29 protein-coding genes are annotated in these 24268 nt (G+C 63.8%); 12 read left to right on the top strand and 17 right to left on the bottom strand.

Going from position 1 to position 24268, the window contains the following annotated elements:
- Window positions 1-22: 22 nt before the first annotated feature.
- The 9 genes from fliJ (at window position 23) to fliR (ending at window position 6635) form a co-directional block, all read left to right on the top strand.
- A complete protein-coding gene (gene fliJ / locus RMO95_RS19615) occupies window positions 23-511 on the top strand; it encodes a flagellar export protein FliJ (protein ID WP_310452360.1) in 489 nt (162 codons plus the stop codon).
- Between the two features lie 71 nt (window positions 512-582).
- Window positions 583-1806: a flagellar hook-length control protein FliK gene (locus RMO95_RS19620; protein ID WP_310452361.1), complete on the top strand. Its 1224-nt coding sequence runs from the start codon at window positions 583-585 to the stop codon at window positions 1804-1806.
- Window positions 1807-1930: 124 nt separating this feature from the next.
- A complete protein-coding gene (fliL, locus tag RMO95_RS19625; protein ID WP_310452362.1) occupies window positions 1931-2512 on the top strand; it encodes a flagellar basal body-associated protein FliL in 582 nt (193 codons plus the stop codon).
- Window positions 2513-2541: 29 nt separating this feature from the next.
- On the top strand, window positions 2542-3519 hold the full coding sequence (gene fliM / locus RMO95_RS19630; protein ID WP_310452363.1) for a flagellar motor switch protein FliM: 978 nt from the start codon (window positions 2542-2544) through the stop codon (window positions 3517-3519).
- A gap of 48 nt (window positions 3520-3567) precedes the next feature.
- Entirely contained in the window at window positions 3568-3996 is a 429-nt protein-coding gene (gene fliN / locus RMO95_RS19635; RefSeq protein ID WP_310452364.1) for a flagellar motor switch protein FliN, read from the top strand.
- 110 nt (window positions 3997-4106) lie between these two features.
- Window positions 4107-4508 (top strand): flagellar biosynthetic protein FliO, encoded by a 402-nt coding sequence (gene fliO, locus RMO95_RS19640; protein WP_310452365.1) that lies wholly within the window; start codon window positions 4107-4109, stop codon window positions 4506-4508.
- Window positions 4509-4510: 2 nt separating this feature from the next.
- On the top strand, window positions 4511-5248 hold the full coding sequence (gene fliP, locus RMO95_RS19645) for a flagellar type III secretion system pore protein FliP (RefSeq protein WP_310452366.1): 738 nt from the start codon (window positions 4511-4513) through the stop codon (window positions 5246-5248).
- Window positions 5245-5514, top strand: coding sequence for a flagellar biosynthesis protein FliQ (fliQ, locus tag RMO95_RS19650; protein WP_310452367.1), 270 nt, complete (start codon window positions 5245-5247; stop codon window positions 5512-5514). The genes fliP and fliQ overlap by 4 nt, the downstream gene beginning before the upstream one ends.
- 335 nt (window positions 5515-5849) lie before the next feature.
- Window positions 5850-6635 (top strand): flagellar biosynthetic protein FliR, encoded by a 786-nt coding sequence (fliR, locus tag RMO95_RS19655; RefSeq protein ID WP_310452368.1) that lies wholly within the window; start codon window positions 5850-5852, stop codon window positions 6633-6635.
- A 12-nt stretch (window positions 6636-6647) separates the two neighbouring features.
- Here fliR and RMO95_RS19660 read toward each other — a convergent pair whose 3' ends face one another.
- The 13 genes from RMO95_RS19660 to flgB all read right to left on the bottom strand — a co-directional run bounded on the left by RMO95_RS19660 (window position 6648) and on the right by flgB (window position 19354).
- Window positions 6648-7133, bottom strand: coding sequence for a hypothetical protein (locus RMO95_RS19660; protein WP_310452369.1), 486 nt, complete (start codon window positions 7131-7133; stop codon window positions 6648-6650).
- On the bottom strand, window positions 7133-8428 hold the full coding sequence (gene flgL, locus RMO95_RS19665; RefSeq protein ID WP_310452370.1) for a flagellar hook-associated protein FlgL: 1296 nt from the start codon (window positions 8426-8428) through the stop codon (window positions 7133-7135). The genes RMO95_RS19660 and flgL overlap by 1 nt, the downstream gene beginning before the upstream one ends.
- A 26-nt stretch (window positions 8429-8454) precedes the next feature.
- Window positions 8455-10383 carry a flagellar hook-associated protein FlgK gene (gene flgK / locus RMO95_RS19670; protein ID WP_310452371.1) on the bottom strand — a complete coding sequence of 643 codons (1929 nt, stop codon included), beginning with the start codon at window positions 10381-10383 and terminating at the stop codon, window positions 8455-8457.
- 116 nt (window positions 10384-10499) lie between these two features.
- Window positions 10500-11486, bottom strand: a complete 987-nt coding sequence (gene flgJ / locus RMO95_RS19675; RefSeq protein ID WP_310452372.1) for a flagellar assembly peptidoglycan hydrolase FlgJ — start codon at window positions 11484-11486, stop codon at window positions 10500-10502.
- A gap of 86 nt (window positions 11487-11572) precedes the next feature.
- Window positions 11573-12685 carry a flagellar basal body P-ring protein FlgI gene (locus RMO95_RS19680; protein WP_310452373.1) on the bottom strand — a complete coding sequence of 371 codons (1113 nt, stop codon included), beginning with the start codon at window positions 12683-12685 and terminating at the stop codon, window positions 11573-11575.
- Window positions 12686-12695: 10 nt separating this feature from the next.
- Window positions 12696-13409 carry a flagellar basal body L-ring protein FlgH gene (locus RMO95_RS19685; protein ID WP_310452374.1) on the bottom strand — a complete coding sequence of 238 codons (714 nt, stop codon included), beginning with the start codon at window positions 13407-13409 and terminating at the stop codon, window positions 12696-12698.
- A 15-nt stretch (window positions 13410-13424) separates the two neighbouring features.
- The gene (gene flgG, locus RMO95_RS19690) at window positions 13425-14207 is read right to left on the bottom strand and encodes a flagellar basal-body rod protein FlgG (protein ID WP_310452375.1); all 783 of its coding nucleotides are present in this window, start codon (window positions 14205-14207) and stop codon (window positions 13425-13427) included.
- Window positions 14208-14301: 94 nt separating this feature from the next.
- Window positions 14302-15666 carry a flagellar hook protein FlgE gene (locus tag RMO95_RS19695; RefSeq protein ID WP_310452376.1) on the bottom strand — a complete coding sequence of 455 codons (1365 nt, stop codon included), beginning with the start codon at window positions 15664-15666 and terminating at the stop codon, window positions 14302-14304.
- Between the two features lie 76 nt (window positions 15667-15742).
- Complete coding sequence (gene flgF, locus RMO95_RS19700) at window positions 15743-16495, bottom strand: flagellar basal-body rod protein FlgF (protein ID WP_310452377.1); 753 nt, start codon at window positions 16493-16495, stop codon at window positions 15743-15745.
- A gap of 37 nt (window positions 16496-16532) precedes the next feature.
- Window positions 16533-17822 carry a flagellar hook protein FlgE gene (gene flgE / locus RMO95_RS19705; protein WP_310452378.1) on the bottom strand — a complete coding sequence of 430 codons (1290 nt, stop codon included), beginning with the start codon at window positions 17820-17822 and terminating at the stop codon, window positions 16533-16535.
- 13 nt (window positions 17823-17835) lie between these two features.
- Entirely contained in the window at window positions 17836-18519 is a 684-nt protein-coding gene (locus RMO95_RS19710; RefSeq protein WP_310452379.1) for a flagellar hook assembly protein FlgD, read from the bottom strand.
- Window positions 18520-18542: 23 nt separating this feature from the next.
- Window positions 18543-18944: a flagellar basal body rod protein FlgC gene (gene flgC, locus RMO95_RS19715; RefSeq protein ID WP_310452380.1), complete on the bottom strand. Its 402-nt coding sequence runs from the start codon at window positions 18942-18944 to the stop codon at window positions 18543-18545.
- A 5-nt stretch (window positions 18945-18949) separates the two neighbouring features.
- The gene (gene flgB, locus RMO95_RS19720; protein WP_310452381.1) at window positions 18950-19354 is read right to left on the bottom strand and encodes a flagellar basal body rod protein FlgB; all 405 of its coding nucleotides are present in this window, start codon (window positions 19352-19354) and stop codon (window positions 18950-18952) included.
- A 243-nt stretch (window positions 19355-19597) separates the two neighbouring features.
- Here flgB and flgA point away from each other — a divergent pair, with 243 nt between their 5' ends.
- From flgA to RMO95_RS19735, 3 genes are all read left to right on the top strand, one after another.
- The gene (gene flgA / locus RMO95_RS19725) at window positions 19598-20290 is read left to right on the top strand and encodes a flagellar basal body P-ring formation chaperone FlgA (RefSeq protein ID WP_310452382.1); all 693 of its coding nucleotides are present in this window, start codon (window positions 19598-19600) and stop codon (window positions 20288-20290) included.
- Between the two features lie 241 nt (window positions 20291-20531).
- On the top strand, window positions 20532-20837 hold the full coding sequence (gene flgM, locus RMO95_RS19730; RefSeq protein WP_310452383.1) for a flagellar biosynthesis anti-sigma factor FlgM: 306 nt from the start codon (window positions 20532-20534) through the stop codon (window positions 20835-20837).
- 14 nt (window positions 20838-20851) lie between these two features.
- Window positions 20852-21316, top strand: coding sequence for a flagellar protein FlgN (locus tag RMO95_RS19735; protein WP_310452384.1), 465 nt, complete (start codon window positions 20852-20854; stop codon window positions 21314-21316).
- Between the two features lie 30 nt (window positions 21317-21346).
- Here the strand turns inward: RMO95_RS19735 and motD are convergent, their stop codons facing one another.
- The 4 genes from motD to RMO95_RS19755 are packed head-to-tail and all read right to left on the bottom strand — an operon-like array spanning window position 21347 to window position 24022.
- On the bottom strand, window positions 21347-22126 hold the full coding sequence (gene motD / locus RMO95_RS19740; RefSeq protein ID WP_310452385.1) for a flagellar motor protein MotD: 780 nt from the start codon (window positions 22124-22126) through the stop codon (window positions 21347-21349).
- Window positions 22126-22866, bottom strand: a complete 741-nt coding sequence (locus RMO95_RS19745) for a flagellar motor protein (RefSeq protein ID WP_310452386.1) — start codon at window positions 22864-22866, stop codon at window positions 22126-22128. The genes motD and RMO95_RS19745 overlap by 1 nt, the downstream gene beginning before the upstream one ends.
- 5 nt (window positions 22867-22871) lie before the next feature.
- Complete coding sequence (locus RMO95_RS19750; protein WP_310452387.1) at window positions 22872-23636, bottom strand: RNA polymerase sigma factor FliA; 765 nt, start codon at window positions 23634-23636, stop codon at window positions 22872-22874.
- Between the two features lie 20 nt (window positions 23637-23656).
- Window positions 23657-24022 (bottom strand): response regulator, encoded by a 366-nt coding sequence (locus RMO95_RS19755; RefSeq protein WP_310452388.1) that lies wholly within the window; start codon window positions 24020-24022, stop codon window positions 23657-23659.
- Between the last annotated feature and the right edge of the window lie 246 nt (window positions 24023-24268).

A 24268-nucleotide genomic window follows, 5' to 3' on the forward strand; every position in this document is an offset into this window, starting at 1 on the left:
CTTTCGCCGAGCGACCACCACCATGTCTCCCATCTTCCCCCTACAGCCTCTCCTCGATCTTTCGCAAATGCGTCTTGACCAGGCCGCGCGCGAACTGGGCGAACTGATTGCCGGCGAACAGGAAGCCACCAAGCGCCTGGCGCTGCTGGTGCAGTACCGCGAGGAATATCACGCGCGCTTCATGGCCGCCGCCGCAAACGGCATAGGCCAGAGCGAATGGAGCAATTACAGCCGCTTCCTGGCACGTATCGACGACGCGATCGTCCCCGCCGCCCAATCGGTGGAGGCAACCCGGCAACGGACCCTGGTCGGACAACAGGACTGGATGGGCAAGCATGGAAAAGTCCGTGCTTTCAATACCCTTGCCGACCGGCACCGCGCCCGCGCCGCCGGTGAGGAGGCGCGCGGCGAACAAAAAACCAGCGACGAACACGGCGCCCGCCGCCACGCCGAAAACGGCACGGGACAGAATCTTTTTCAGCTCTTTTCCACGGCCATCCCCGCCGTCTAGGCTCGTCGCCGGCCTATGGCATAGGCCTTGCATAACCATCGTGTGACGTTCCAGTCCGGAAGGAAATGCATATGGCTGACATACTCAAGGCGATACCCTCTGCCACCCCCTCGACCCAGCCTGTGGGGCACGGTAACGTATCGCGCGCCGGGGAATTCAACAGCGCGGAAATCCCGGCGGCTCCCGCCACGTTTGCCGACGTGTTGAAGTCCCTGGGTGGCAAGGCGGTGGCTCGCACCGGCAAGACGCTGGCCGAGGAATTGCCCTTGCCGGGCACGGCAGCGGCATCAACGACCGCAGATCCCGCGGCCGTGCCCGGCAGCCTGTTTCCGCTGCTGGCGCAGGATGCACCGCCTGTCGTCGAAATAGAACCCGCGCTGGTCGCGGCAGTTGTCGCGTCGGCCGATACCGGCGCCGAAGTCGCTCCCGAAGCCGAGCCGGCGCTGCTGCCCGCCCCGCAGCCTGAGCCCGCAGCACTGCCGCTCGTCGTGGCCGCCAGCGTGTTGCCCGCCGCGCCGGTGATTTCAGGCGAGACGGCCCACGCCGTGGCGTCAGCGCCAACTTTGTCGGCACCCGGCCTGCCCGTCGTCGCCGACACACGCGATTCCCGCAAGGGACAGCAGCAGGCGGGCCGCAGCGCGGCCATACCTGCCGCGGAGAACGCGCGCCGCCCGGACAAGCTTGCCGTTGATGCGGCAATTACTGCCGAGCCAGGTCGGACCGGCACCCGTACGGCAAGCCTGGAACAAGAGCCGGGCGACTTCCGCGCCGTGATCGAACGCGTCGCCAGCAATCCCGCTGCGTTCGGCGTTCAGGCAAGCGAAGCCCGAACTTCGACCGCGCGCATTCCGGATCTGCCGGTGGCCACCCATCTCGGCCGCGCCGGCTGGCAGGACGAGGTGGGCCAGAAGCTGACCTGGATGGCCGGCACCAACCGCCAGCAGGCGGATCTGGTGCTGAACCCGCCCCAGCTCGGCCGCATCGAAGTCACCATGCGCTTCGAGGGCGACCAGCTCAGCGCCAGTTTCGCCTCGCCCCACGCCGCCGTGCGCGAGACCCTGGAGAACTCGATGGTGCGCTTGCGCGAGGTACTCGCCGATGCCGGCATCACGCTGGCGCATACCCACGTCGGCGCCGATTCCCGTCACGATTCCAAATCCATGCATGCAGGGCATCAAGATCGGCCGGCGGATCGCGACAATGCGCAGCTTGTCACCCTGCCCGGCGCCGAAATGGAAATCGCCCCGGCGTGGCGCAGCGGCAGCGGCCGCGGCATGGTGGACCTGTTCGCCTAGATCGGAATCGGACCTGGGCGTCATGCGCGCACCGGCATGATGCGCAGACCACCGTAGAATGACGCCTGTGACCGATGCGCCCGACGCACGGCGAAAGACCAAAGAAAAACCGTGGAGAACATAAATGCCAGATGCAAAAAAGCCTGAAGCCGACGCCGTCGAGGCCCCACCCAAAAAGAACCGGGGCAAATGGCTGTTGTTCGGCCTCGTCGGCGTGGTGTGCCTGGCACTGGGGGGCGGCGCCGCGTTCTTTCTGCTGAAGAAGCCGGCCGCGGCGGAAGGCCAAAACGGCGCCGAGCCCGCAAAACGCGAAGTGGCAAAGAAGAAGACCGACCTCGGCCCGCCCGTCTTCTACAAGTTCGACAAGGCGTTCACCGTCAAGCTGCAAACCGAGTCGCAGGAAGCCTACCTGCAGGCCGAGGTGCAAATGAAGCTCAGCGATCAGCAAGGACAGGAATTGATCAAGCAGTACGAGCCCGAACTGAAGCATCGCATCACCCTGGCCTTGATGAGCAAGAAAGCCTCCGAACTCAACTCCGCGACGGGCGTGCAGCGCTTGGCCAACGAGTTGCGGGATGTCGCGAACCGGGTCATCGACCCTTCCGCGGAAACGCCCAAAACCGGCGCCGACGCGGCGCCCGCAGAGGCCGCAGACCCCAGTGCCCCGGTGCAATCCGTGCTATTCTCAAGCTTCATCATCCAGTAATTCCTCGTCCTTGCGGGACGCTGAAGCCCATGGCCCAGGATTTTCTCTCCCAGGAAGAAGTTGACGCCCTGCTCAAGGGAGTGGCCGGCGAAGCAGACGACGCACCCGCCGAAATAGAAGAAGTCGGCGGCGTCCGCCCCTACGATCTGGGACGCCAGGAGCGCATCGTGCGCGGCCGCATGCCGACGATGGAGCTCATCAACGAGCGCTTCGCCCGCTATCTGCGCATCGGCCTGTTCAACTACATGCACAAGGGCGTCGAAGTGTCGGTGGCCCCGATCAAGGTGCAGAAGTACAGCGAGTTCATCCGCAACCTGGTGGTGCCGACCAACCTCAACCTGATCCAGGCCAAGCCCTTGCGCGGCACCGGCCTGATCGTGCTCGATCCGAACCTGGTATTTCTCGTCGTGGACAACATGTTCGGCGGCGACGGACGTTTCCACACCCGTATCGAGGGACGCGATTTCACGCCGACCGAGCAACGTATCATCCAGGGATTGCTCGGCGTGGTTTTCGCCGAATACCAGAAGGCGTGGCAACCGGTGTTTCCGCTGACCTTCGAGTTCGTGCGCTCGGAAATGAATACCCAGTTCGCCAACATCGCGACGCCGTCGGAAGTCGTGATTTCCATCACCTTCAATCTCGAATTCGCCGGAAACAGCTCGGAACTGCACATCTGCCTGCCCTATTCGATGGTCGAGCCGATCCGCGATGTGCTCCACAGCACGATGCACAGCGAGCAGACTTCGTCGGACAATCGCTGGACCAGCATGCTCACCCGGCAATTGCAGGCGGCCGAAGTCGAACTGGTGGCCAATCTCGGGCACACGACAGTCAAACTCGGCGAAATCATCAACATGAAAGTCGGCGACGTGATTCCGCTGACCATCGACGATACGATCCAGGCGACGGTCGATGGTGTGCCTTTGATCGAATCCCGCTACGGCATCCAGAACGGTCAGTACGCCCTGAAAGTCGGACGTTTCCTCGCGGAAGAGCAAACATGATTATCATGCTCGGCATTGTCATTGCCGCGACGACATCAGGAGCCTGAAATGAACCAAACTACCGCGTCGGCCGGCGCCGAACCGCAGATCTCGGACGACGACTGGGCCAGTGCCATGAATGAGCAAGGCGCCGCCGGCGCCCAGCCCGCCCCGACCATCCAGCCAGCGCAGATTTTCGAACAGTTTTCCGAAACCGGCGGCAGTCCCCAGGCACCGCGGGGCTTCGACATGATCATGGACATTCCGGTCGCGCTCACCGTGGAACTGGGGCGTACCAAGATATCCATCCGCAATCTGCTGCAACTGGCCCACGGCTCGGTGGTCGAACTCGAGGGCCTGGCCGGAGAACCGATGGACGTGCTGATCAACGGCACATTGATCGCCCAGGGCGAGGTTGTCGTGGTCAACGACAAGTTCGGCATCCGCCTGACCGACATCATCACGCCGCAGGAACGCATCCGCAAGCTGAACCGCTGATAAGTCGGCGCTTCGTCCCTTTCCTTTCCGCCTTCTTCGGGGAAGCTCCGGCTTATCCTCGCATCCACTCCTCGCCGCGCCACGATGCGGCCTCGCGTTTCCGGATGTGCATGCGCAAACTTGTCGTTTCCACCATCACGCTGTTCCTGACCGCCGCCGAAGCCTTGGCGCAAGCGGCGCCGCCACTGCCGTCGGTAAGCAGCGGCGGCCTGCCGCAGATGCTGCTCGGCGTGGCGGGCATCCTGGCACTGCTGATCGGCAGCCTCTGGCTGCTGAAGAAGCTGACCTTGCAACGCGGAACGGCGGCCGGCCTGATGCGCGTGGTCGCCGCCACGGCGGTAGGCGGACGCGAGCGGGTGGTGATCGTCGAAGTGGGCAGCACCTGGCTGGTGCTCGGCGTTGCTCCGGGTCGCGTCACCGCCCTCGCCGAAATTCCCCGCCAGCCGCTCGCCACGCCGCCGCCTGCCGAAGCGATGCCGGGCTGGCTGCAAGGCCTGATGCGCAAGCCCTGACCATGTACTGCCGCCTGCTCCTTCTCGCCGCTGCGCTGCTGTCGCCGGCACTGGCCTTGGCCCAGGCCATGCCGGCGGTCACCAGTACGCCAGCGGCGGGCGGCGGCGTCCAGTGGTCACTGTCGATCCAGACCCTGCTGCTGCTCACCAGCCTCAGCTTCCTGCCGGCGCTGGTGCTCATGATGACGAGCTTCACCCGCATCATCATCGTCTTTTCCCTGCTGCGCCATGCGATGGGAACCCAGACCTCGCCGCCCAACCAGGTGATGGTCGGGCTCGCGCTGTTCCTCACGTTCTTCATCATGGCGCCGGTCGGCGATCGCATTTACGCCGAAGCTTATCTGCCGCTGTCGGAAAACCGGATCAACTTTCAGCAGGCCCTCGAAAAAGGCGCCGTACCACTGCGCGCCTTCATGATGAAACAGGTGCGCGATGCCGATCTCGCCACCTTCACCAAGATCGCGAAACAGCCAGTGCCGGCAAGCGCCGATGAAATCCCGATGCGCGTGCTGATTCCCGCCTTCGTCACCTCGGAACTCAAGACTGCCTTCCAGATCGGCTTCATCATATTCATTCCCTTCCTCATCATCGACATGATCGTGGCCTCGGTGCTGATGTCCATGGGCATGATGATGATGTCGCCGGTGATCGTCGCCCTGCCCTTCAAGGTCATGCTGTTCGTGCTGGTCGACGGCTGGAACCTGCTGATCGGTTCGCTGGTCCTGAGTTTCGGCGCATGACTCCGACCACCGTCATCGAAATAGGACGCAGCGCAGTCGAGCTGACCCTGCTGATTTCGGCACCCCTGTTCGCGGCCGCCCTGGTGACCGGACTCATCGTCAGCATTTTCCAGGCAGCCACCCAGATCAACGAAGCCACGCTCTCTTTCGTGCCGAAACTTCTGGCCATCTTTGTCACGCTGATTCTGGCCGGACCGTGGATGCTGACCATGTTGACCGACTACATGCGCCGCCTCTACGAATCGATTCCGGGACTCATAGGCTAGGGTCTGTTCCCAATCATGCGACGGTGGCGCCGGGATCAAATCGGGATGCGATGCAAGGCGCGGCGACGCCGCGATGTTGATACCTCGCCAGGAGCCGCAACGCCGCAGCGCGTCCGCTCCGCAGCCGCTTGCGGCTGCGGGCGTGCGCTAGCCTGGGAACGAACGCAACGGCTTCGCCGTTGCGTTGGTGACCCGGCCCTTCGGGTTGAGGCCGGACGCGGCGTCTGCGGCGTTGTCAGACTTGGCAAGGGATTACCCTTGCCGGCGTCCTCCGCCTTGCATCCATCCGCGTCTGGCCTCAACGCCATCCGCCGGATGATTGAGAACAGACCCTAATGATTACCCTCAGCTCGGCGCAGCTCGATGCCTGGCTCAGCTTGTTTGTCTTTCCCCTGACGCGGATACTCGGCCTGCTGGCCGCCGCGCCGGTGTTCAACAATGCGGCGCTGCCGATGCGAGTGCGCCTGGTCATGGGCCTGGCCGTCACCCTGGCCCTGTCGCCGGCGCTGCCGCCGCCCCCGCCGCTGGCCCCCGGATCGTGGCTGGGCCTGCTGGTGATCGCCGAACAGTTGCTGATCGGCGTCATGATGGGCTTTGCCCTGCGCATCGCCATGGCGGCGCTGGATGTCACCGGAGAGCTGATCGGCCTGCAGATGGGCCTTTCCTTCGCCACGTTTTTCGATCCGAGCAGCAGCGGCTTGACGCCGGTGATGACCCAGTTTCTCGGCTTCCTGACGGCCATGATATTTCTCGCCATGAACGGCCATCTGCTGCTGCTCAGCGTGCTCGCCGAAAGTTTCACCCTGCTGCCGGTCAGCCTTGCGCCTTTTCACGCCGTGGCGCTGTCGTCGCTGCTGAACTCGGCGGCGATGATGTTCAGCCTCGGCGTGCTGCTGGCATTGCCGCTGATCACGGCGCTGCTGGTGACCAATATTGCGCTGGGAGTGCTGGCGCGCGTCGCGCCGACACTGAACCTGTTTGCGGTCGGTTTTCCGGTGACCCTGGCGCTGGGCTTCTTCGTCCTGATGCTGTCGCTGCCCTATCTGGGGGCCGCCATGGAAGGCGTGTTCAATCGCGGCTTCGAGGCGCTGGGAATGCTGTTGCGCGCGGCGGCCGGATAGCCCGCCAGGCGCTCAGCGGCGCGTGAGCTGAATCACCCCCTGCGCCACGCGCTGCGACCCGAGCAGCGATGATTCGAGGCCTTCCGTGTATTCGACGACGGCATAGGTATCGTAGCCGTTCTGGCGCATCAGTTCCTTGGCCCGCTGGTGGAACACGACCCGTGCTTCGCCCGCGCCGCCGGAATAGAGCCGCTTCATTTTCAGGGACAGGTGGTAGTGGCGATCCGGGAAGTTTGCCTGCTCGATTTCCCAGTTGGGCGCCAGGGGATCGAGAATCAGCCAAGCGGCGCCCGCATACAAGCCCCAGGCGACCACCTTGTCCAGCGGTATCTGCATCGACCTCGTCAGGTTCAGCGCGGTGTCCGGAATGATCGGCCCTTGCGCAGGGAAATTTCCGTCCAGCGCCGATGGCCCCGGATAGTTGAGCGAACCGCAGCCGGCCAGCGCGATGGCGATGACGGCGGCGGGAAGGAGTTGGCGCTGGCGGTTCGGTGGCATCACAGGAAATTGAACAGTGAAAGTTGTGAGATCTTGAAAAAGGATTGCTGGGCCGCTTCCAGTTCGAATTGCTTGCGCGTGAGGTCGGATACCGCCTTGGCGTAATCGACGTCCTGCAGGGTGGACAAGGTCTGCTGGTATTGCAGGTCGAGGTCTTCGTTCAAACTGCCCAGCGAGTCAAGCTCGTTCATGCGCGAACCCACCAGGGAGCGCGTCTCCGAAATCCTGTTGGCGGCATGGGAAAGGTTGGTCACGGCAAACCCGACCTCCGACGCCAATTGGGCTTTGGCCGCCGGCGTTCCGGCCGGCGCCTCCAGCGCGCCGATCAATCTTGCCACCGTGGTGAATACGCTCTGCGAGCCGCCCGGTGCCAGCGTGAAGCTGTCGCCGTCGGCCGTCGCACCGGTGATCGTGACGCTGGCGCCGAGATCGAAAGGAGCTTCGGCTCCCTGTGCGCTGAGCACGATCGGCTGACCGGCCTGGAACACGCGCTGGGCGCCCGGTGCAGCCGGTGCGGCCGCGCCGGTCAGCAGCGAGTTGCCGCTCACGGTGTCGACCAGGTCATAGCTGGTGACACCCCCGGTTACCGTGAAGTTGATCGCGACCTGCTGCGAAGCCGATGCATTCCAGGCGGCGGGATTGCTGACCGCGCCGGAGTTGATGACTCCGGTGCCGCTGTTGCCCGCCGCATAGTCGGTGGCGAAATAGCCATTGCCGCTGGCGATGCGTCGGAACAAGTCGCTGCCGGCGTCGCTCACCTCGATGACGCGGGTCGGCGAGACCTGCAGCTTGCGCTGACCGTCGTCGCCCTGATAGACGACGTCGCTGCCGGCAAGAATGCCGTCCACCGTGCCGGCAAACGGCGTGGTCGAACTCATGAAACCGGCAAACAGATAATTGCCGGTGCCATCGCCGGAATTGGCGATGCCGAGCAGTTCGTCGAAGCGTGCGCGCAACTCGGTGGCAATGCCGGCACGGGCGCTGTCCGTCAGCGTCGAATTGGTGCTTTGAACCGCCAGTTCGTGCACCCGGCCGATGACATCGGTGGCTGCGCCGAGCTGCACCTCCTCGATGCCGAGGGCCGACACGGCGTAGTTCTGATTCTCCTTGAACTGGGCAACGATGTCGCTGGCCTGGGTCACCTCCAGAGCACGCGCGGCGGCGACCGGGTCGTCGCTGGGCGTAAGGATCCGGCGGCCGCTGGCGATCTGCTGCTGGACCTTGAGCAGGGACGCTGTTTGCCGGTTGATGCTGGCAATGCCAGCATCGAAGATCATGCCGCTACTGACGCGCATCGAATTCTCCTGCGGTGATGGCCGACTTAGCGGCCGAGGGCGAGAATTTCATCGAATATTCTGGTGGCAATTTCGAGCACTTTGGCGGACGCCTGATAGGCCTGCTGGTAGCGCAGCAGCTTGGCCGCCTCTTCGTCCAGATTGACGCCGGCGAGCGACTCCAGGGCCTGCGCGGCATGGTCGACCAGGCCTTGCTGGGCGGCCCCGATGGCCTCGACTTCGTTGGTCTTGCTGCCGACCGCGCTGACGATCTGGGCATAGGCGCCCTGATAGGTCGCAGTCGGTGCCGATCCGGCCTCGGCGCCTATGGTGTTGCGGGTCTGCAAGCCGCCGAGCAGCACGATGTTGCGGTTGTCGGCAACGCCATTGGCATTGGCCTCGACGCTGAACGCGTCGCCGCTGGCTGGGTTCCCGGAGATCCGCACGGTCCACCCGTTGTAGGCGATATCGCTGCCGCTGGCGTAGGCCACGCCGCTGGCCAGCGTGGTGGATGTGGTGACATCGAACACATCGAAGCTCGTCGCGCTGGTAAAGCTTATCGTCACCCGGTGCTGCAAATCCGGATTGGGCGGCGGTGGCGCGTCGACCGTGCCGGCGGTGACTTTTCCGGTGCCGGTATTGGCCAGGCTGGCCGTGCTGCGTATGGGCGCCGCCGCGGCAATCTGGCGCACGTCGGACAAGGCCAGGCCGATTTCCCTGGCGCCGGCGCGAGTCGGCTGGATCAGGATGCTGTCGTCGGCGGCAGGCAGCCAGGTAGCCGCGTCGATCGTGATTCCGTCCACGGTCTGCGGCAGGCTGGCGAAGGTCCGCGTCTGGTTGTCGGCAAGGCGGATCAACTGGTAATTGCCGCCGACGAAACTCAGCCGGTAATCGCTGCCGGTCAGCTCGGAAACAGTCGCCGCATCGATGCCGATGGCAGGCGTCCCGCTGCCGCCATTGCCGCTGTTCACGCGCACGATCGGGTCTGCCACGGTGAACAGATCCTGGCCCATGGCACCGGTCAGATCCTGCCCGAGGCGGTGCTGGTCATTGAAATTCTGCGCCAGCGTCACGGCGATCCGGCCCAGGGCGTTTTGCGCCGCATCGAGGCTCTCGTTGCGGAAGCTCAACAAACCGCCGAGGCTGCCGCCGTTGATCTGCGACTCCGACAGGAGTTGCGCCGTACCGCCAGCGCCAACTATTGCCACGGTCTTGCGCTGCGGATCGTCCGCCGCGGCAACGGCCTGCAGGCTGGAAGACCGGGTGCCGACCACCAGCGGCTGCCCCTGGCCGATGAAAACATTGAAGCTGCCATCGCTCTGGGTCACCGTGCTGACGCGGACCAGCTTGTTCAGATCCCTCAGCATCGTGTCGCGCTGATCGAGCAGGTCATTCGGCTGCTGATTGGTGCCCGACGCCTGCGCCATGATGATGCGCTGGTTGATGTCGGCCAGTTGCGTGCTGAAGACATTGATCTGGCCGATCTGTGCCGAGATCTGCTGGTTGGTGCCTTCGCGGATTTCCGAGAATCGCTGATCCAGCCCTTGAAACCGTGCCACCAGGGCCTCGGCGGCGGACAGCATGGATTGCCGGCCGGCAACTGAAGCCGGGTTGGCCGCAACGTCCTGCAGGCCCTTGAAGAAGGCTGACAGCGCGGGCGACAGGCCGGCGCTCGGATCGGCCAGCAGATTGTCGATCTGGCTGATCTGCGCACGATAGGTTTCCATCTCGGTCGCTCCGGCCTCGGCATTCAGTACCTGGCGGCCGAGGAATTCGTCGTAGACGCGCTTGACGGTCTGCACATGCGTGCCCTGGCCAATGAAACCGGCCCCGGTAAACAGCGAGCCATTGGCGCTCTGCACGATCTCCTGGCGATGATAGCCGGGCGTCGACGCGTTGGAGATGTTGTGGCCGGTGGTCAGCAGGCCGGCCTGTGCCGCATTCAGTCCGCTGAAGCCAATACTGGAAATGCCCATGATGTCTCCGCTATGGAACCCATATAACGGCAAAACTTGCCGCAAGTTGAGGATTCAGCAGAAATAGAGCAACCTGCGTGCCAGCATCAGGCGGGGACTCGCCGCGAACGCGGCACTCAGCCGATCATGGACTGCCTCAGGGCCGCCCCGCCGATGATGCGCTCGAGTTTTGCCGCGTACTTGGGATCCGTGGCATAGCCCGCCAACTGCAGACCGCGCGCAAAGTCGGCGGGATCGCGCGCCTCGCGCACTGCCGCATAGCGCGGGCTGCGCATCATGAGCTTGGCGTAGTCGGAAAACGCCTCTTCGTGCGAACCGTAGGCGCGGAAGCGCTCGACACGGGTTTGCGCCACGCCCATGATCACTTCGGTGGTCCTCGACTCCACCGTCGGGCCCCGCCAGTTGGCGCCCGCCTTGATGCCGAAAATATTGAAGCTGGTGGTGCCGTCGGCGCCCTTGGGTTCCGACCTGCCCCAACCGGTTTCCAGCGCCGCCTGGGCCACCATGTACCGCGCCGGAATGCCGGAAGCGCGCTGAGCGGCAAGCGCGGCAGGCAGCATGCGGTCGACGAAGGAACGTTGTACGGCAGTAATCGCCGGCACGGTCCCGGTCGGCGCCGCCGCGGCAGGACCCGGGGTTCGTGTAGGAATAATCGGCTGCGGCAGTTTGAACCCCGACTCCGCGGGCTGCCGCAAGGGCAGTGCCTTGAGCTCCGGCTGCAGCGGGAAAGCCCGTGTCTTGGGTGCAAGTTCCAGCGGCCCCTCCGCCGGTAGCGGCGCTTCATTCCGCCGTGACAACTGCGTCTCGATCATCGCCGCGAGGCCGAAGCCGCGCGTGCTGGAACCCAGCGTCTGACTTAGCTGCTGATCCAGCAGCGATTGATACAGCCGGGACTGGTCGCTGTCGAACAAACCTTCGTGCGGCGTTGCATCGCGCATCGACTTCAGCACCATCTGCAGGAACATCGCCTCGAACTCCCTGGCGACGGCCTTGTTGGCATCGGGATCGCCGCTGCGCGCCTGGCGCTTGAGGTTGCCCAGGCTGCCGACGTCGAGAATATTCGAAGTCGCGGACAGGCTGGAACGGTCGTTAGGGACATTCATAGCGGAACGCAGAATGACATGGCAAGCTCGGAACCGTTCGCTTGGGCAGATGTCGAAAAACCGCCCTTACCCCCTTACCCACGGCGTCAGATGATTTCCAGCTCGGCACGCAAGGCGCCGGCGGACTTCATGGCCTGCAGGATCGCGATCAGGTCCTGCGGGTTGGCGCCCAGAGAATTCAGGGCCTTGACCACGTCGGCCAGATTCGCGCCACCCTTGACGTTCATCAGGGCGCCACCTTCCTGCTTTATTTCGATCTGGGCATTGGCAACTCGCGCAGTCTGTCCCGCAGAGAGGGCTCCGGGCTGGCTCACGGCATTCTCGGTACTGACCGAAACCGACAGGCTGCCGTGCGCGACCGCGCAGGTCTCGATCAGCACGGACTGGTTCATCACCACCGAACCGGTGCGGCTATTCACGATCACCTTGGCCGCCTGGCGCACCGGCGTGACGTCGATGCTTTCGAGCCTGCCGATGAAGCTCACCCGCTCATCGGGCGTGGACGGCGCGCGTACCCGGATTTGCCGGCCGTCGGCGGCGGCGGCGGCACCCGGCACCACCGCGTTGATCGCCTCGACCATGCGCTGCGCCGTACCGAAATCGGTGGCATTCAGTTCCAGGTTCACATACTCGCCCTGCCCCAGCGGCATCGGCACTTCGCGTTCGACCGTCGCGCCGGCGGCAATGCGGCCCACCGACAAGTGGTTCACCGTGACCTTCGACCCGGCGCCGCTGGCCCCGGCGCCGACGACGGCGACATTGCCCTGCGCCATGGCGTAGATCTGTCCGTCGGCGCCCTTCATCGGCGTCAGGATCAGCGTGCCGCCCTTGAGGCTCTTGGCGTTGCCGATCGACGATACGGTGACATCGATCGGCTGACCGGCACGGGCGAAGGGCGGCAGGCTGGCGGTCACCATCACGGCGGCGACGTTCTTCAATTGCAGCGACTGCCCGGGCGGCATGTTGACCCCCATCGCCGAGAGCATGCTGATCATGCTCTGTACCGTGAACGGCGTTTGCGTGGTCTGGTCGCCGCTGCCGTCGAGGCCGACGACGATGCCGTAGCCGACCAGTTGATTGGTCCGCACGCCGGCGATCGACGCCAGATCCTTGATGCGCTCGGCGCGCGCGCTGCCCGCCGCGATCGTCAGCGCGGCGGCACAGAAAATTGCGAGCAGGCTTCTTTCTATCCGCGTCATGTCAGTTTCCTCAGAAGGGCAGGAAGGTCAGGAAAAAGCGTCCGAGCCAGCCCATGACCTGGGCCGAGTCGATGAAACCGTTCGCCTTGTACTCGATGCGGGCATCGGCGACCTGGGTGGACGTGACCGTGTTGGCGGACGTGATGGTGTTGGGATTGACCACCCCCGAGAAACGCACGAATTCCTCGCCCTCCTTCAAGCCGATCTGTTTTTCGCCCGACACCAGCAGGTTGCCGTTGGGATATACCTCGATCACCGTGACGGTGATGGTTCCGGTGAAATCATTGGACGAGGTGTTCTCGCCCTTGCCGGCAAAATTGTTGGTGTCGCTGGCGGCCAGCGCCGTTCCCTGCACGCCCTTGAAGGGCAGGCCGATGACGGTCGGCACGGTGACGTCGATGTTCTGGCTCCGCGTGGTCTTGTTTTCCGACTTCTTCGACGCCTGGACTTTCTCGGCGATGTTGATGGTGATGGTATCGCCGACAAACCGGGCACGCCTGTCCTCGAACAGCGGCCGTACCGAGGCCACATTGAAAATCGCGCCGTTGGTCGGCGGCGCATAGTTGCGCGCTTCCGGGCGGATGCTCATGGGCTGGTGGATCGCGGTGGTCGGCGCGGTGGTCACGCATCCCGACAAGGCTGCCGCCAGCATCACGATCTGAACCAGGACCTTGATCGACGCCGCTCCATGCGACGCTGGCCAGCACGAAATCTTGGGTGTCATGATTTTGCTCGCTGCTTAGAGTTGAGTCAGGCGCGACAGCATCTGGTCGCAGGTGGTGACGGCCTTCGAGTTCATTTCGTAGCCGCGCTGCGCCACGATCATGTTGACCAGTTCCTCGGCCACGTTGACGTTGGAGGTTTCGATATAGCCCTGGTTGATCAGGCCGGTACCATTGCTGCCAGGCGTGGTCGGCGTGCCGGTTCCCGACGAGGCGGTTTCGACGAAGAGGTTCTGCCCGGTGCTCTGCAGGCCGCCGTTATTGACGAAGGCGACCAGTTGCAGGTTGCCCGCCGGCTGTGGCGCATTGCTGCCCGGCTGGGAATAGGTGACGATACCATCGGGCGAGATGGTCACGCTGAGGGCGTTTGCGGGAATCGTGATCGGCGGCGTCACGGGGTAGCCGTTGGCGGTGACGATCAGGCCATTGGCATCCTTGGTGAAGGAGCCGTCCCGCGTATAGGCGACGGAACCGTCGGGCATCTGGATCTGGAAAAAGCCGTTGCCCTGGATCGCCAGGTCGAGCGGATTGTCGGTCTTCTGTACCGTGCCCTGGGTAAAGATGTGCTCGGTGGCGACCACGCGGACGCCGGTGCCCAGGGTCAGGCCGGATGGAATGGTGGTCGCCTGCGACGAGGACGTTCCCGGCTGGCGCAGGGTCTGGTAGAGCAGGTCCTCGAACACCGGACGCGAACGCTTGAAGCCGGTGGTACTGACGTTGGCCAGGTTGCTGGTGATGACGTCCATCGAAGTCTGATGGGCATCCAGACCGGTCTTGGCAATCCAGAGGGAACGCATCATTGCTGTCTGCTCCTGGCAATCGTAAGGGGTGGAAGCAACCGCGCAAGGCGGTCAGTGAAATTTGAAATGCTCATGGTGCTGCGGGCGCCAAGGATCAATTCGAGCGCATGTTCGCCAGGTTCTGCAGCACCTGGTCGAGGATCTTGAATGTCTGGGCGCTGGCCTGGTAGTTGCGCTGTTGCTCGATCAGCGACACCAGTTCGGTCGCCAGGTCGACATTGGACATTTCCCTGGCGCGGCCCTGGATCGATCCCATGCCTTCGGCCGGATCGCTGTCGCCGGCAAAGCCGCTGAGTTTCTCGGTGGAGAACTTGGGGAAACCGAGACTCACCGCGCCCGTGCCGCGAAGCGGATCTTCGTTCGCCACCCACTGGTTGTCCCCGGTATTGATCAGGGCATTCGGATTGGCGAAATTGGCGAGCACCAGTTGCGCCACGGTGCGCTGCTGCCCGTTGGAGTAACGCGCGATGATGCGACCGTCGGCCTGCACGTTGAATTCGTTGGGATCCTGGATTCTGCCCGCGGTATAGCCATCCTGAGCCAGCGCATTGACGCTGAACGCGGTGCCGAACTGGGTGGTGCTGCTGTAGTCCACGTTCTGGGTGGTGCCGGTAAAGTCGAAACTGATGGCGACGGCGCTGCCATCGGGCAGGGTGTAGCTCTGGACCGGCGAAGGCATCGGCGAACTGACGGCGCCGCGCATGTCGAAGGCCAGGTCGATCGGACCGCTGACCGTCGGCACCTGGGCCGGCACTGCATTGGCGTTGTAGTCCAGCGTCGAATAGACCTGCCATACACTGGCCGGACCAGGCTTGACAAAGTAAACCCGCAAATCGTGCGCCGCGCCGGCGGCATCGAACACGGTGGATGACGCGGACCCGTTGTAGGTCAAGGGATCGGCGGCATCGAAGGGCGCCATCGGCGCCGCGACGCGGACATCGAGGTTGAGGCTGGCATTGACCACCGAGGTCGCCCGTGGCGGAAAGAACGGATCGATGACAAGCGGCACCGGCGCAGGCGTCGCGGCGATCGTGCCGAAGGGATCGCTGCCGAAGCTGGGAACGTTCCCGGTCAGACTGAGTCCGGTGCGGGTCACCAGCTTGGCAAAGCCGTCGCCTTCGAAGGCGAGCCCGAACTGGCCGTCGCGCGTATATGAAACCCGGTTGGTCTCCGGGTTGTACAGGCGGAAGAAGCCCAGCCCGTTGATCGCCATGTCGAGCGGCTTGTCGCTGAGTTCGACCTGGCCCTGCCCGAACTGCTGGAAAATGTTGTCGGCACTGACGCCGGCACTCGATCCGGTATCGGACGGTCCGCTGGACTTGCCGGCGGCGGACACGTTGGTGAAGCGCGCAATCGACGACTTGAAGCCGATGGTCTGCGAATTCGCGATGTTGTTGCCGACCACGTCGAGGGCTTTCGCCGCGGCGATCAGTCCGCTAAGGCTGTTTGCTAAGGCCATGTCTCATTCCTTCCTGTTCGTCTCGCACCAAGCTCGGGCGTCTGTGCCTGCAACTATGCAAGCCCCATGCCCGGAATCAGCGGGTCGCCAGAATCTGGGTTGCGGCGCGGTCGTTGGCATCGGCCGCCGACACCAGTTTCATCTGCATCTCGAACTGTCGCGCCAGGGAAATCATGTTCACCATCTGTTCTGCCGGATTCACATTGCTGCCCTCCAGGCTCCCGCCAAGCACCATCACCTGCTCGTCGGCGGTCGCCGGCTCGCCATCGCGCAGGCGAAAATAGCCGTCGTCGCCACGCACCAGGTCGGCTTGGGGCGGATTCACCAGCTTGAAGCGGCTGATCACGCTGACCGTGTTCTGTGCGCCCGACTCGGGCAGCGCGGAAATCGTGCCGTCGCCGCCGATGCTGAGCTTCACGTCGGGTGGAATGGAGATTGGACCGCCGTCGCCCATCACCGGAATGCCACTGCGCGTCTGCACGATGCCATTCACGTTGAGTTCGAAACTGCCGTTACGGGTATACGCCTCGCTACCGTCCGGCATCTGCAGCGCGATCCAGCCAGGCCCCTGCACCGCCAGATCCAGCGGTCGCGCGGTATGCACCATCGGACCCGGGGTGAAGTCGGTATGGGTGCTGGCGTCCATGGCGAAGGCGCGGGTCGGCAAACCCTTCTGCGTCGCATGTGACAGCACCGGCACCGCCCGCAGGCGGTGCTCCTCGGCGCGGTAGCCGGTGGTGTTGGCGTTGGCCAGGTTGTGACCCACGGCGGCCTGCCGACTCATGGTCTGGCTGGCACCGCTCATCGCCGTGTAGATCATCCTGTCCATCGTCCCGTCCCTCTCGCCGTGTCGCCAGCGTCAACTATCAGCGCAGGTTGACCAGGGTCTGCAGAATGCTGTCCTGCGTCTTGATCGTCTGCGCGTTGGCCTGATACGACCTTTGCATGGTGATCATGGTCACCAGCTCGGCGGTCAGGTCGACATTCGACTCTTCGAGCGCGGCGGACTGCAGCACGCCGTACTGACCCGTGGATCCGGGCGTGCCGACGATGCGGTCACCGCTGGTCGAGGACTGCGCCCAGACGTTGTCGCCGAGCGGTTGCATGCCTTGAGGATTGCGGAACGAGGCGAGAATGACCTGGCCGACTTCGGTCGATTGGCCGTTGGTGTAGCGGCCGAGAATGATGCCGTCCTTGCCGATGTTGAATCCGGCCAGGGTTCCCGAACCATAGCCGTCCTGAATCATCGCATTGACCGAAAAGTCCGAGCCGAACTGCGTCGTCCCGTCGAAGACCACCGGGAAGGACAGGGAATTCACGGCTCCGGTGTAGCCCAGATCGGCATCGGTCACGACGGCGGTGAAAGGCGCCGAGGTCAGCGTGCCCGTGGAATCGAAGGTCAGCGTTCCCAGCGGACCGCCGGCGGACAGGTCCGTGACGGTCGGCACGGCACCGGGCGGATTGCTCACCGCGGCATAGACGTCCCAACTGCTGGCCGCGACGCCCTTGACGAAATACATCGAATAAGTGTGGGGGTTCCCCAGGCTGTCGTAGATCGTGACCGCCGTGGACTGGTTGTAGGTGCGCGGATTGTTGTAGTCGAAGGTCGGATCCGCCGGCGGTGCCACGCGGGCATCGAGATTGACGTTGACCTGCAGCCCGAGATTGCCGGGGCTGCCACCGGTTTGCTGTGGCGGTCCGGCCAGGCTCTGCGACGGATCGAACAGGCGCAGCGGCACCGAAGGCGATCCCGGGGCGATCACGCCGCGCGTCGCCATGATGCCTTTCAACTGCAAACCGTTGGCATTGACGATGTAGCCGGACTGGTCGAGCTGGAACTGTCCGTTGCGGGTATACACCGTGGCGCCGTTGCCGTCGTCCATCTGGAAGAAACCGCCGCCGTTGATCGCAATATCGAGCGGATTGTTGGTGACGCCGATGCTGCCCTGGGTGAATTGCTGAACCACGGCAGCAACCTTGGTGCCGAGGCCCACCGGCGCCGCACCGGCACCGGAAAGAGACGCCGCGAAGACGTCGGCGAACTGCGTCTGCCCGGTCTTGAAGCCCACCGTGCTGGCATTGGAAATGTTGTTGCCGATGGTATCGAGCGCCTTCGACGATGCATTGAGTCCAGCCAAACCTTGTTGAAATCCCATGATCCGCTCCCGCTCAGAAAATTTGTTTAACGTCGGACAGCTTGGCCAGGCCCAGTTGTCCGAGATCCAGTGTTACGCCTTGACTGCTGCGATTGATGCTGGTCACCCCGGCCAGTTCGAGCGGGACGACTTCAAGCTTTTCCGATCCGCGCTTGGCCAGAATCGAAATGCCGTAACTGCCATTGACCGCCTGGGCGCCGCCGTCGGTCTTGCCATCCCAGGCGAAGTTGTGCATTCCCGCATCCAGGTCGCCGAGATCAAGCGTTCTCATGACAATTCCATTGGAATCCTTGATGGTGACGCTGACCTGATCGGCGGCGGACTTCAATTCAAGCCCACCCACCGCCCCGGCGTCGCCAAGAGTCATACCGCTGCCGGCCACCATGACCTGGTGACCGACCAGTGCCGCGGCCTGCATCGCTTCGCTATCGACGGAGCTGGAAAGCAGCTTCTGCAGGGTCGCGTTGAGCTTCTCGATGCCATCGACGGTGCTGATCTGCGCCAGTTGCGAGGTCATCTGGGCGTTGTCCATCGGATTCAGCGGGTCCTGGTTTTTCAGTTGGGTGGTCAACAACCGGAGGAAGCGGTTCTGCGCGTCGGTCGTTGCGCTGGTCGGCTTGGCGCTGCCGGTGCCGTTGGCCGCGTCCAGCAAGGACTGCGCAGTGCTGGATAGGGCGGAAGCCGAAGTGATTGCCATGTCATGCTCTCCTTGCAAAGATGTTATTGCCCGAGCGCCAGGGTCTTCTGGATCAGCGATTTCGCGGCGTTCATTACTTCGGCATTGTTCTGGTAGGAACGCGAGGCCGAGATCATGTTGACCATCTCGTCCACCACATTCACGTTGGGCATCGCCACATAGCCCTGTTCGTTCGCCGCCGGACTCGACGGGTCGTAGCTCATCCGCAGCGGCGCCTGGCTTTCGACCACCCGCGTGACCCGCACGCCGGTACCGCCACCTTCGACCGCGGTCGCCTTGAACTCCACCTGTCTGGCGCGATAGGGACGGCCATCGGCGCCGGCCACGCTGTCGGCATTGGCCAGGTTGCTGGCAATCGTGTTGAGGCGCGCCGACTGAGCGGTAAGCGCCGAACCGGCGATGGAGAATATATTGAGCAGGCTCATGGCGCTTACTGGCTCAGCACCAGTTGCAGGTCTTTGAACTCGCCGCGAATAAAGGTCAGCGCGGCTTCGAGGCGCAGGGCATTCTCGGCGAAGGCGCTGCGCTCGATGTCCATATTTACTGTATTGCCGTCGATGCTGGGCTGGAACTCCGTGCGAAATCTTGCCGCCTCGGCGAAGGAAGGCGCCGCACCCTGCAGCAGGTGCCGCGATGACGTCGTTGCCAGGCCCGGATTACCGGTGCGCCGTCCCGTCAGGGCCGACTCCAGCGCACCCTTGAAATCGATATCGCGCGCCTTGAAATGCGGCGTATCCGCGTTGGCGATATTCGATGCAAGCAATTCCTGGCGGTAGGTCAGCGCGCCGAGTGCCGCGCGGTGAATCCTGAGTTGGTCGTCGATTCGATCAAACATGGTAAGGGTTGTCGGCGTGTCTAATGGACTATATGACGTGGTCCAAGCATCATCCGTGCCATGTCCAGGAATCACCTCTGCCATGCCTGTTTCAGGCGCTTTCGCGCCTTTTCGAGCCGGAGCCGCGACAACGCTGGCAAAAGCTTCGCGGCAACACGGCAAAAGTTGCCGGCCGAAAACCCGGTTGCCGTGAATGTTGCCGGCCGCACACGTAAGCACGGCTTCCTGCGGTAATCTTCGACCATGCATCCCACTGCCGCCCTCCTTTCCGCGCTCGCCGCGATCCTGCTGCTGCCCGCAAACCCGGTATGCGCCGCGGACGCGGAGCCGATCCGTCGCGCCGTGACGGAATTTCTCGATGCTCACGGCAAGGATCTGCCCGGACCGGGTCGTTACAGCATCGGCACCATCAACGCCGGCCGCCTGTCGCCCGATTGCCGCAAGCTTGGTGCTGCCATGGACGCAGGAGCCCGACCGTGGGGGCGAACCCACGTCAATGTTCGCTGCACCGAAGGCGCGACATGGAGCCTGTATGTGCCCGTGCAGATCCATGTCACGGTGGACTACCTGGCCAGTGCGCGTTCCCTGCGGGCCGGCCAGATAGTCGAAGAAGCCGACATCGAACACCGTCAGGGCGATCTGGCGGAGTTGCCGAACGGCGTGCTGACCGATCCGCAGCGCGTGCTCGGGCAGGCTTCCGGCAATGCCGTGCCGGCCGGCCGCCCATTGCGCACGGAAATGTTTCGTCCGCCCGTGGTGGTGAGGCAGGGACAAAACGTCCGCATCGTCTCCGCCGGAGCGGGCTTCCAGGTCGCCAGCGAAGGCCGCGCGCTGAACAGCGCCGCTGCCGGGCAGTTGGTGCAAGTCCGCACGGCTTCCGGCCAGGTCGTCAGCGGCACGGCGCAAACCGACGGCAGGGTCAGCCTCGCCCAGTGAGGTGGCGCAAGCGTTGGTCGCGGCGGACCGGCACGGCGCGATGCCCACGAACAAGAAAGGAAGCGCTACACTGGCGGCCATTCTCAGCGGCAGGGTCGGTCGCCGACGCCACACCTTGCGTCGGCTTGGCGGATCCCGCCGATCAACGGGAAAATTGTCGCCAAAGCCCGATCCAAGCCTAAAGTTGGGGATTTCGGTGCCGTTAAATCCCCTAAGCTAAGAACCCGTACCGGTGCACATCATGAAGATCAACTCCGCGATACCTTCACCCGCCAGCCTGCCGAAAGCCCGCACGCAAGCCACTGCCAATGGGTCAGGCAGAACCGCGGCACCAAGCACCGCCGTAGCCGGCGATGCCGCGGCAGCCAGCAACCTGCAATCGACCGCATTCGTCAGGTCGGCGGCAGCACCCTTCGACAGCCAGCGCGTGGCGGAAATTCGCGATGCCATCGCGCAGGGACAACTCCAGATCGATGCCGAAAAGATTGCCGATCGCCTGATCGAAGACGTTCGGGATCAACTCGGCAAGAAGCGCAGCGCCGATTAGGCAGCGGACACGCCTTGGCCGCAATCGACGTCCTGCTGGAACAAACTATCGCCGAATTGCAGGGGTTCGTGGCCGTGCTGGCCGCGGAACGGGATGCGCTGGTTTCCGGCGACATCGACCAATTGCCGACCATCGCCGATCAGAAGTCGCAACTGGCAATTCGCCTGGCGGGCCTTGAAGCCGAGCGCGACGCAGCGCAGCGCAGCGCCGGCTTTGCCGCAGGTCGCGTCGGACTCGATGCCTGGGTCGGCACCAGCGCCCGGCCGACGGCCGCGCTAGGCATGCGGCAGCGCTACCTCGAGCTGGCCGGCGCTGCCAAACGCGAGAATGAACTCAACGGCAAGTTGATCGCGGCGCGCATACAGCAGAATCAGCAGGCCTTGGCAACATTGCTCGGCGAAGCGGCCGATGCCACGCCCTACGGTGCCGATGGCCAGCAGAAATCCTCTTCCGGACGACGTCCCCTGGGCAGCGCCTGAACCACCTCGCGGCACTGCGCACCGGCTTTTTTATTGGGTCAGCGGCACTTCGACCCGATGGTCGGGGGTGCTCGACTCGATCCGGATTGCCACCCGACGATTGGCCTGGCGCCCTGCTGGCGTCGCATTGTCGGCCACCGGTCGCTGATCCGCATAGCCGGAGGCCGTCAAGCGGCGGGGGTCGACCTCGGTATCGACGAACAGCCGTACCACGCTGGCTGCCCTGGCCGCAGAAAGTTCCCAGTTGGTGGGAAACTGCGGCGTACTGATCGGAATATTGTCGGTATGCCCCTCGACCACGATGGGGAAGTCGGTGGTGGCCAGCATCCGGCCAACAGCGTCGAGCGCGCGCACCGCGCCGGGATCGAGCCGCGCCTCGCCCGGCGCAAACAGGGCGCTGGCGTTGATGTCCACGGTGATGCCGAGGGCACCCTCGGTGACCCGGACCTTGCCCTGTGCCATCAATGGCGCCAGTGCCTGGTTCAGGCTGACGGCCAGATTGCGCATCTGCTCCTTCTTCACCAACTGCGGGGCCGGATTGCGCCGCAGCGAAATGGCCGCCGGCGTCGACTCTGGCATGCTCACCGGCATCAAGGCCCTGGCCGGCGCGCCCGAGATGCTGCGAAATGCGACCACGATGGAATCCGACATGACGCGATACTTTCCCTCGTTGACCGAGGAAATGCCGTACATCACGACGAAGAAGGCAAACAGCAGTGTGATGAAATCCGCATACGATACCAGCCAGCGCTCGTGATTTTCCGGATCGTCGGTCTCGCGACGGCGACGGCGGCGCCTGAACTGGGCCATCAGACGAAGTAGCCCTGCAGCCGGCTCTCCAGAAGGCGCGGATTATCGCCGTTGGCAATCCCGACCAGTCCATCGACCAGCATTTCGCGGATGGTGATGACGCGCGCGATATTGGCCATGAGTTTCTTGGCAATCGGCAGGAAAATCAGGTTCGCCGCGCCGACGCCATAGATGGTCGCGACGAAGGCGACGGCGATGCCGCTACCGAGTTTGGACGGGTCCGACAGATTCTCCATTACATGGATCAGCCCCATCACGGCGCCGATGATGCCTATGGTCGGCGAGTAGCCGCCGGCGGATTCCCATACCCTGGCCGCCGCCTTCAGGCTGCTTTCCCGGGCGCTGATGTCCACCTCCAGCACTTCGCGCAGGCGCTCCGGTTCGGCACCGTCGACCAGCAGTTGCAAGCCCTTGGCGGCAAATGGGTCATCCAGTGTGGCGATCTGTCCCTCCAATGCCAGCAAGCCTTCCTTGCGCGCGATCTGGCTCCAGTGGCAAATCTCGGCTATCACCTTCTGTGGGTCCGTGCCCGGAGGGAAAAACACCCAGGACACCATTTTTATGCCGTCCCGAAAAACGCGCAGCGGACTCTGCAGCATCACCGCCCCCAGCGTACCGCCGACGACGATCAGGAAGGCCGCGGGTTGCACCAGCGAATCCAGATGCCCGCCCTCCAGTATCTGCCCGCCGACAACGGCTGCCAGCCCCAGCAGCAGACCAGCGATGCTGATCATGTCCATCGCGCTCAGCCCTCCCCGCCTGCCGAGGCGCGCTTGCGCCGCGCCGCGGATGTCGGCTTGCGCTCAACGTCAAGACTGGCGCGCAAGCGCGCAACCGCCTGGCTGTGCAACTGGCAAACACGCGACTCGGTCACGCCCATCACTTCGCCGATCTCGCGCAAGTTCAAATCCTGCTCGTAATACAGGGCCATCAGCAGTTTCTCCCTTTCCGGCAAGGCCTTGATCGCGGCAACCAGAGCCGTCCGCGTCCCCTCTTGCTCCAGCAGCGCGAGCGGATCGGACGTGGGCCCGGATTCATGCCGGGCGAGATAGTCCTCGCCCCCTTCCTCGCTGATGTCCTCGATATAGACGAGCTGATGCCCGCGAGCATCGAGCAGCAGCTTCTGGTAGTCGGCCAGTGAAATTCCAAGGGCTGCGGCCAGTTCCGATTCCACCGGTGGCCGACCGAATTCGTGTTCCAGGGCCTGGATCGTCGCCTCGACCCGCCGCATTTCGCGGCGCACGCTACGCGGCACCCAGTCGTTGTCGCGCAGGCCGTCGAGCATCGAGCCGCGGATCCGCTGCACGGCATAGGTCTCGAACTGGGCGCCGAGGCCATCGTCATAGCGCTCGATGGCATCGAGCAAGCCGATCATGCCGTTCTGGATCAGGTCATCGACATCGACGCTGGCCGGAAGCCTGGCCATCAGCAGGTAGGCGATGCGCTTGACCAGCGGCGCGTACTCGGCGACCGGCTGTTGTTTGGCGATTACGCCCTGGGCGGTATACATGATCCCTTGGTTTGAACCGGCTAGCGGATCACCAGTTTGATGGTGCCGAGCAGTTCGTCGGCGGTAGCCGGCTTGACCAGCCAGCCCGAGGCGCCGGCGGCCTTCGCCTCGAGCCGCTTCGACTGCTGCGATTCGGTGGTGAGGAACAGGATCGGCATGAACTTGTAGCGCGGCAGGGTGCGCACCTGCTTGATGAACTCGATGCCGTTCATGCCCGGCATGTTGAGGTCGGTGATCAGCAGATCGATCTTCAGCCCGCTCTGGAACTTGCTCAGCCCTTCGGCCGCGTTGCTGGCCTTCTCCACCGCATAGCCGGCCTTGGTGAGGATGTTCGAGATCGACAACAGGATCGTCGCCGAGTCGTCCACCAGCATGATTGTGCTCATAATGCCCGTCCCCGTATTAAGCCCGCAAACTCCAGCATGCCACCGGGAAAGGCAGCCGGAGGTTCGCGCCTTAGCGGAGGGAATAATCTCAAACGACCCGTATTTTGTTTATCCGTGAATTACGCGGCAAACTGCGGTATCTACGTAGCGTGAAGGCCCGCGCTTCAAGGCGCTCGCCGGACCCGCCGGAACCGAAGCCGCGGCTGGGTCACCGCGTGGAGAAAACCACGACGAACACAATACCAT

The organism is Sulfuritalea sp. (assembly GCF_031426875.1).
Classification (GTDB): domain Bacteria; phylum Pseudomonadota; class Gammaproteobacteria; order Burkholderiales; family Rhodocyclaceae; genus Sulfuritalea.

Coding starts and splice junctions, on each gene's coding strand:
- fliJ (WP_310452360.1), top strand. CDS start 23: ATGTCTCCCATCTTCCCCCTACAGCCTCTCCTCGATCTTTCGCAAATG.
- RMO95_RS19620 (WP_310452361.1), top strand. CDS start 583: ATGGCTGACATACTCAAGGCGATACCCTCTGCCACCCCCTCGACCCAG.
- fliL (WP_310452362.1), top strand. CDS start 1,931: ATGCCAGATGCAAAAAAGCCTGAAGCCGACGCCGTCGAGGCCCCACCC.
- fliM (WP_310452363.1), top strand. CDS start 2,542: ATGGCCCAGGATTTTCTCTCCCAGGAAGAAGTTGACGCCCTGCTCAAG.
- fliN (WP_310452364.1), top strand. CDS start 3,568: ATGAACCAAACTACCGCGTCGGCCGGCGCCGAACCGCAGATCTCGGAC.
- fliO (WP_310452365.1), top strand. CDS start 4,107: ATGCGCAAACTTGTCGTTTCCACCATCACGCTGTTCCTGACCGCCGCC.
- fliP (WP_310452366.1), top strand. CDS start 4,511: ATGTACTGCCGCCTGCTCCTTCTCGCCGCTGCGCTGCTGTCGCCGGCA.
- fliQ (WP_310452367.1), top strand. CDS start 5,245: ATGACTCCGACCACCGTCATCGAAATAGGACGCAGCGCAGTCGAGCTG.
- fliR (WP_310452368.1), top strand. CDS start 5,850: ATGATTACCCTCAGCTCGGCGCAGCTCGATGCCTGGCTCAGCTTGTTT.
- RMO95_RS19660 (WP_310452369.1), bottom strand. CDS start 7,133: ATGCCACCGAACCGCCAGCGCCAACTCCTTCCCGCCGCCGTCATCGCC.
- flgL (WP_310452370.1), bottom strand. CDS start 8,428: ATGCGCGTCAGTAGCGGCATGATCTTCGATGCTGGCATTGCCAGCATC.
- flgK (WP_310452371.1), bottom strand. CDS start 10,383: ATGGGCATTTCCAGTATTGGCTTCAGCGGACTGAATGCGGCACAGGCC.
- flgJ (WP_310452372.1), bottom strand. CDS start 11,486: ATGAATGTCCCTAACGACCGTTCCAGCCTGTCCGCGACTTCGAATATT.
- RMO95_RS19680 (WP_310452373.1), bottom strand. CDS start 12,685: ATGACGCGGATAGAAAGAAGCCTGCTCGCAATTTTCTGTGCCGCCGCG.
- RMO95_RS19685 (WP_310452374.1), bottom strand. CDS start 13,409: ATGACACCCAAGATTTCGTGCTGGCCAGCGTCGCATGGAGCGGCGTCG.
- flgG (WP_310452375.1), bottom strand. CDS start 14,207: ATGATGCGTTCCCTCTGGATTGCCAAGACCGGTCTGGATGCCCATCAG.
- RMO95_RS19695 (WP_310452376.1), bottom strand. CDS start 15,666: ATGGCCTTAGCAAACAGCCTTAGCGGACTGATCGCCGCGGCGAAAGCC.
- flgF (WP_310452377.1), bottom strand. CDS start 16,495: ATGGACAGGATGATCTACACGGCGATGAGCGGTGCCAGCCAGACCATG.
- flgE (WP_310452378.1), bottom strand. CDS start 17,822: ATGGGATTTCAACAAGGTTTGGCTGGACTCAATGCATCGTCGAAGGCG.
- RMO95_RS19710 (WP_310452379.1), bottom strand. CDS start 18,519: ATGGCAATCACTTCGGCTTCCGCCCTATCCAGCACTGCGCAGTCCTTG.
- flgC (WP_310452380.1), bottom strand. CDS start 18,944: ATGAGCCTGCTCAATATATTCTCCATCGCCGGTTCGGCGCTTACCGCT.
- flgB (WP_310452381.1), bottom strand. CDS start 19,354: ATGTTTGATCGAATCGACGACCAACTCAGGATTCACCGCGCGGCACTC.
- flgA (WP_310452382.1), top strand. CDS start 19,598: ATGCATCCCACTGCCGCCCTCCTTTCCGCGCTCGCCGCGATCCTGCTG.
- flgM (WP_310452383.1), top strand. CDS start 20,532: ATGAAGATCAACTCCGCGATACCTTCACCCGCCAGCCTGCCGAAAGCC.
- motD (WP_310452385.1), bottom strand. CDS start 22,126: ATGGCCCAGTTCAGGCGCCGCCGTCGCCGTCGCGAGACCGACGATCCG.
- RMO95_RS19745 (WP_310452386.1), bottom strand. CDS start 22,866: ATGGACATGATCAGCATCGCTGGTCTGCTGCTGGGGCTGGCAGCCGTT.
- RMO95_RS19750 (WP_310452387.1), bottom strand. CDS start 23,636: ATGTATACCGCCCAGGGCGTAATCGCCAAACAACAGCCGGTCGCCGAG.
- RMO95_RS19755 (WP_310452388.1), bottom strand. CDS start 24,022: ATGAGCACAATCATGCTGGTGGACGACTCGGCGACGATCCTGTTGTCG.